Origin of the sequence: Plectonema cf. radiosum LEGE 06105, assembly GCF_015207665.1 — a bacterium.
Taxonomy (GTDB): domain Bacteria; phylum Cyanobacteriota; class Cyanobacteriia; order Cyanobacteriales; family Nostocaceae; genus Rivularia; species Rivularia radiosa_A.
In genome coordinates this window covers 1-6137 of record NZ_JADEWL010000235.1, presented here as the reverse complement: position 1 = coordinate 6137, position 6137 = coordinate 1, and the positions used below count along the sequence as shown (strand labels likewise).

Annotated in this window: 7 protein-coding genes; 3 read left to right on the top strand and 4 right to left on the bottom strand. The window is 35.0% G+C overall.

All coding sequences use genetic code 11. The annotated features are described in order from the left end of the window. Positions 1–512 (top strand): nicotinate-nucleotide--dimethylbenzimidazole phosphoribosyltransferase family protein (locus IQ247_RS31020; protein WP_511023009.1); only part of this gene is annotated, 512 nt, incomplete at its 5' end. Between the two features lie 92 nt (positions 513–604). Here the strand turns inward: IQ247_RS31020 and IQ247_RS31015 are convergent. Next, positions 605–982, bottom strand: a complete 378-nt coding sequence (locus IQ247_RS31015) for a hypothetical protein (RefSeq protein WP_193925929.1) — start codon at positions 980–982, stop codon at positions 605–607. A gap of 668 nt (positions 983–1650) precedes the next feature. Between IQ247_RS31015 and IQ247_RS31010 the strand changes: the two genes are divergently transcribed. Continuing rightward, the gene (locus IQ247_RS31010; RefSeq protein ID WP_228060208.1) at positions 1651–2760 is read left to right on the top strand and encodes an extracellular solute-binding protein; all 1110 of its coding nucleotides are present in this window, start codon (positions 1651–1653) and stop codon (positions 2758–2760) included. 91 nt (positions 2761–2851) lie between these two features. Here the strand turns inward: IQ247_RS31010 and IQ247_RS31005 are convergent, their stop codons facing one another. Beyond that, a complete protein-coding gene (locus tag IQ247_RS31005) occupies positions 2852–3367 on the bottom strand; it encodes a hypothetical protein (protein ID WP_193925926.1) in 516 nt (171 codons plus the stop codon). A gap of 111 nt (positions 3368–3478) precedes the next feature. Next, on the bottom strand, positions 3479–4249 hold the full coding sequence (locus tag IQ247_RS31000; protein WP_193925925.1) for a sulfite exporter TauE/SafE family protein: 771 nt from the start codon (positions 4247–4249) through the stop codon (positions 3479–3481). 297 nt (positions 4250–4546) lie between these two features. Between IQ247_RS31000 and IQ247_RS30995 the strand changes: the two genes are divergently transcribed. Next, a complete protein-coding gene (locus IQ247_RS30995) occupies positions 4547–5425 on the top strand; it encodes a LysR family transcriptional regulator (RefSeq protein WP_193925924.1) in 879 nt (292 codons plus the stop codon). Positions 5426–5438: 13 nt separating this feature from the next. Here IQ247_RS30995 and IQ247_RS30990 read toward each other — a convergent pair. After that, the coding region (locus IQ247_RS30990) for a U32 family peptidase (RefSeq protein WP_193925923.1) at positions 5439–6137 on the bottom strand (699 nt) is incomplete at its 5' end.

The following is a 6137-nucleotide window of genomic DNA, read 5'->3' as shown; positions in this document are numbered from 1 at the left end:
ATCCAAAGCTTGTACTGAGCGAAGCGAATGTATCTAAAATCCAAAATTCTTTAGATCCATTGCGACTTGTTGCTGGGGTGGGAGATCCGATGCAGGTTGCTGTTGCTGGAATGGCGATCGCTGCTAGTCGTCATGGTGGTGTAATGCTTGCTGGTGGTACACAAATGCTGGCTGTGTTTGCTTTAGCAAGTGCGATCGCGCAATTTTATAATTTGTCTTGGCAACCTGAAGAAGTCGTTATTGGTACTACTCGTTGGGTTGCGGAAGATTCTACTTGTCATACAACAGAATTAGCCCAGCAGATAGGTAGAAAAAGTATCATAACACCATCTCTACTTGCCACTGGACTATGTTTTGACGATTCTCGTTATGTTCAATTACAAGCTTACGAACAAGGATTCGTTAAAGAGGGTATGGGTGCTGGAGGTGCTTGTATTGCTGCCTATTTGATCGGAAACTGGCAACAACACCAATTTATCGAGGCAATTGAAGCCCAATTAGAGCGTTACTAGCAAACCTAGGAATTTATGCGACTCCAGTAGTCGCGATTGATCACCACGCGCCCGAAGAGGGCGAACTCAGTTGTTTTTTTGTATAAAAGCTTCTATCTGATTCTTTTGAGTAATAATTGCTCTTCTAAAGCCGCGATACGATTGTATGCTGCTGTTAGTTGTGCTGTAAGTCGTTGAATTTGAATATCTGGAGTTAGTTGTTTATCTCCTGTTTCAAAATTGCCGTCTAGATAAACGTCGTCTACTAATACATCTTTGTGTTCTAATTCGGGATTAAAACGAATCGAACCCTTTAACTGATATTGTTTTACATCACTAAATTTTTCTTCAGGATCTTCACCCTGACAGGCTTTTGCTAAATTAGATTCGGCTAAAGCTTGAGTCACTTTACGATCTAACTGCTCAATTACCTGATAAAGGTCATCAAGTTTATTAGTCAAATTCAAGACCTGATTTGTGATTTGCTCCATTTCATACCCTAGTTCAATATGTTTACCTATATTATTATTTCTGCTGTTGAAGTTAGCTATATTTATGATTTATTTAACTTTTAAGTTTTTATAAGTTTTAAATTGCCAGGCGATACTAAATTGATTAATCCATAAATTAATGTAACAATTTTACAGAATGATTCAGGTAGCTGCTCAATATTTTATAGTTTGCTAGACAAACAAAATATCTGGATTTTTTTGCTGAAATATATATATATCAATACTTTTCCATAAATATCAAGAGAATAATTGCTAAATAATTAGACTAATTTTTCGACTTGCGTTAAAAGAAATATTTTGTATCTAAGCTAGATATATCAAGGAGTTTGCGAATTTTTTGTTAAAGGGCGATTGCTACGGGTTTTAAGAGGGCGATCGCGCTTCTTAGTTGTTGTCAGGTAAAAAGGTCGAATATTTTGTCTATACTAACGATTTTCATGACTATATTCAATCAATAACATAATTCAGTTACTTCTAACTAAAGATATATCAAATACAATAGCGAGTTCTGATATCACCAATTTGCAGAATCTATTAGTTACAATGCTTAAAGCAGTTATTAGAATGTATATTATTGCTGGATTTTCAATTTAACAACAAAATAAATGCGTAGACGGTCATTTTTGTTCGGTACATCCACACTGCTAATGTCGCAGTTGCTTGTAGGATGTAATGCTTCCCAACAGCCCCAATTAAGAATACAGGTACTCAAAGGTTCTATTCCAGGAAGGATACTCAACCAATTTCAGAAAACTTTATCGTCAAAAATTCAGTTAAAATTCTCTCCGGTGGTACAGTTGGAGGAATTATTCAAGCGATTGCAAAGCTTGCAAAAATACCAAACAGGAGCAAAGAAGTCTGAAGGTTTTAAGCTTTCCCTCCCGTTTACCGAATCTCAACCAAGCAAGAGCGATTTAGTAACTTTGGGAGATTTTTGGTTAAAAGATGCAATTCAGAACAAGCTGATTCAACCATTGTCTCGCGAACAATTGAAAAATTGGTCTAATTTGTCCTCAAAATGGCAAGAATTGGTAAAACGTAACAATCAAGGTTTTGTAGATCAACAAGGACAAATTTGGGCTGCACCTTACCGTTGGGGTAGTACGGTAATTGTTTATCGCCGTGATAAGTTAGAAAATTTTGATTGGGAATTACAAGATTGGAGCGATTTGTGGAGAGAAGAATTGAAAGGACGAATTTCTTTACTCAATCAATCGCGGGAAGTCGTTGGTTTGACGTTAAAAAAATTAGGTAAATCCTATAATAGTGACAATTTGCAGAAAGTTCCATCTTTAGAACAGGAACTACAAATGTTAAATAAACAGGTGAAATTTTATGATTCCACTAATTATCTGGAACCTTTAATTATTGGAGATACTTGGGTAGCATTAGGTTGGTCAAATGATGTTGTGTCTATACTTTCTCGTTATCCCCAACTTAGCGTAATTATTCCCAACTCCGGAACTGCTATTTGGGCGGATTTGTGGGTACAACCAGCAGATAAAATTCAGCAAGATTTATCGAACAAATGGATTGATTTTTGTTGGAAACCAGAGATAGCAAAACAAATCGCTTTACTTACTAAAGGGAATTCTCCAATTACTACAGATATTGCAGCATCGGATATTCCCCAAACATTACAGAAAGTTTTATTAACTAATCCTCAAGTTTTTGATAAAAGTGAATTTTTACTTCCTTTATCAAAATCAATTAGTGAGCAGTATGATTCATTATTTAATAAAATGAAAATTAGTTAGGGAATTGGTAATTGGTAATGGGTAATTGGTAATGGGTAATGGGTAATTGGTAATTAAATCTGTGAAATCGGTGAAATCCGTGGTCAAATAATTAATATTGTGAAATAGAAGGATTCATGAGTAAACTTGCGGCATTCATATCAATCTTACACAAAGGCTTAGTTAAATTTAAATTACAAGTATAAGTTGCTAAAGGTTCTTTTTCGTAACTAAAAACGCGAATATTGTAACCATAATCTCGCGCTACACTACCCAAATGATTAACAAAATTATAACGTTCTAAATAATCTAGAATGTTCCAAACTTCATCATTAACAATTAAATCAACTCTTCCCGGTTGAGAATTAATTTTAGGGTATGCTATCCAGTTATCTAAAAGTTTGTTTTCCGATTGTTCTTGCGCCCACCATAAACTAGGAACAGTTAATTGTTTTTGATAAATAGTATCTGCTGTAATTATATTATCTGTAGGATTAGTTAATAAATCTAATTCCAAAGGTGCTTGAGAAGGTGCAGGAATTCGAGAATCTCGTGCTTGAGCAAATTGAGCGGGTAATAGAGAAAATGTACTAACAACGATACTCAAAAGTAATGAAATTTGGCGCATAATTAATTGGTGACAAATAATTTAAAACAACTCGACTCACTTTTTATGCAGGAATGTTCCCTTGATATTATAATCTTCAATTATGATTTTGACGAGTATATGAATTTGCTTCTAAATTGGATTTGTCTGTTTAATAAAGAAGTAGCAAGTCATACTTAAACCAATACCGATGATAAAACTGCGTACCCAAAATGGATGTATTTTACGTGCTAGATAAACGCTACCGTAAGCACCAATAACTGCACCTGAAGCCATGATAATTGTTTCAAACCAAACAATTTTATTGGCAAAAGTAAAATGAATAATAGCCGCTGCATTAATACAAGTTGCTAACCAACTTTTATACGCATTCAAACTATGAATATTTTGCATACCCATGAGATTTAATACAGCTAGCATCAAAATTCCACTACCACCACCAAAGTAACCTCCGTAAATTGCAATAACTAGCTGTAAAGGCAAAATGATCATTAATGGTAAACGAAAATGGGAAGAATCTTGACTGCGTTTGTTTAACCATTTCATCAACGGTTGACTAAAAATAAACAATAGAGTTGCTATTAACATCAAATATGGAATTAAAGCAGAAAATTTAGCTTGGGATGTGTGCAAAAGTAAATAAGAACCGATAATTCCTCCCACAATACTGACACAGCTTAATAATAGTAATGAGTTCCGTTGGATTGAAAATTCGCGACGATAAGCGATGGTACTTGCAACTGTACCAAACCATAGTGCGGCTGCATTAGTAGCATTAGCATTAATTGCTGGTACTCCCGATATTAAAAGTGCGGGAAAAGCAATCAAACCACCACCACCAGCCACACCATTAAGGATTCCTGCAAGCAATGATGCGGTAAATAAGAAAATTATTGATTCCATGATAAAAATGTTGAGAGTTGATAGCTAATCTGTCACCTAGCTGGAAATTCTTTGCATCGGCTATTTGAAGTTTTATTCATTTGTGTTGAATTAATTATTTGTTTTTTTGACTTTGCCATTGAGACGTTGCACTGCAACGTCTCTACATCATTACTTTAAAAAAAGTTTTTAATTATGTCCAATATATATTTGATGCACTATTAATATATATAAAATATATATAGCCATTTTTGAGAACAAATTAGCTATTAATAATCAACCTTTAACCTCTAACCTTTAACCTTTGACCTTAAAATAATGGAACTACGACACCTACGTTATTTTGTGACTTTAGCGGAGGAATTACACTTTGGAAGAGCAGCAGAAAGATTACATATTGCTCAACCTCCCCTGAGTCAACAAATCCGTCAATTGGAAGCAGAATTAGGTTTTGACTTGTTTCACCGTACTAAACGCAAGGTGGAATTAAGTGAAGCAGGAGAGGTTTTTCTGATTCACGTACAACAAATTTTCCGACAACTCGAACAAGCAATCCTTTTGGGAAGACAAACTAGTCGGGGAGAAATCGGACAGTTGGTTGTCGGTTTTGTCAGTTCTGCGGCGTATAATATTTTCCCCGATATCTTACGTAATTTTCGCAATCATGTGAGTAATATAAATTTGGAATTACATGAATTGACTACAAATGAACAATTAAGTTGGCTACAATCGGGTAGAATTGATGTTGCTTTTGTACGTCCACCTGTAGATACAAATACTTATTCTTCAAAGATAGTTTTTCAAGAATCATTGGCGATCGCACTACCTGAAAATCACCCTTGTGCAAGTCTTGATCGAGTTAGTTTGCAATCTTTTGCGAAGGAATCCTTTATCTTATTTCCTCGTTTCTTAGCACCGGGACTTTACGATTTAATTATCAGCTTTTGTCAGCAAGTCGGTTTTAGTCCCAAGGTTGCTCAAGAAGCAATCCAAATGCAGACTATAGTTAGTTTAGTTGCTGCTGATATCGGTGTGGCGATCGTTCCTGAATCCTTACAAAATCTGCAACGCACGGGTGTAGTTTATAAATCTTTTGTTGAAGAAACACCACAAGTTAGTATTGCGATGATTTGGCGGAAAAATGATTTATCGCCGATTTTGCACAAGTTTTTGGAGGTTATACTAATAAACAACTAACAATTATCAACTATCAACTAACAACAGTTCCACGAGTCACACCCAATTGACTTTGCAATCTTAATTCTCTCCATAATTGCGAACCTTTTATTTCACCATTAAGCAATTGTTGATATTTATATATAGTTTGCTCAACTTCTTCAGGACTTTCGTTAACAAATTCAATGCGAAAATTTTGTAAACCCAATTCTAAAAGTTTGTGTACGTATTCTGCACCAGTTTGAGCGGTACCGTTAAATACTGTATTTCTACAACCAGCATCAGCTTGTAAAACGTGTTCGGTTCCGACTCTATCTTTAATTTTTACCTCATATTGTTCACAAGGTCTTCCACAATTGCGGAAGTCGGTTCCATCGGAAAGAAAAGCACAAAAAACACAATGTTCCATGTGAAACATCGGCATATGTTGATGTATTGTCACTTCATACCAATCGGGAGGCGAAGTTTTTAATAAATCTTGGAGTTGATGAATATTTAAGTCATAAGAAGCAGTAAGTCGTTGTAAATTAAAATTATTTTTCAAGTAATTTGCTGTTAAAGGATTAGCTACATTTAACGAAAAATCCCCAATACATTTTTCGCCAGCAAAAAACTTTAAATGGTCGTAATTACGAATCAAATAACCATCAGCATGAGAATTAATTACTTGTTGTAAAATCCAATTTTCCGAAGGCTTTGTAATTCTTGGAGGAGCTACGAAAAGGATGGGGAG

Coding starts and splice junctions, on each gene's coding strand:
- IQ247_RS31005 (WP_193925926.1), bottom strand. CDS start 3,367: ATGCGCCAAATTTCATTACTTTTGAGTATCGTTGTTAGTACATTTTCT.
- IQ247_RS31015 (WP_193925929.1), bottom strand. CDS start 982: ATGGAGCAAATCACAAATCAGGTCTTGAATTTGACTAATAAACTTGAT.
- IQ247_RS31010 (WP_228060208.1), top strand. CDS start 1,651: ATGTCGCAGTTGCTTGTAGGATGTAATGCTTCCCAACAGCCCCAATTA.
- IQ247_RS31000 (WP_193925925.1), bottom strand. CDS start 4,249: ATGGAATCAATAATTTTCTTATTTACCGCATCATTGCTTGCAGGAATC.
- IQ247_RS30995 (WP_193925924.1), top strand. CDS start 4,547: ATGGAACTACGACACCTACGTTATTTTGTGACTTTAGCGGAGGAATTA.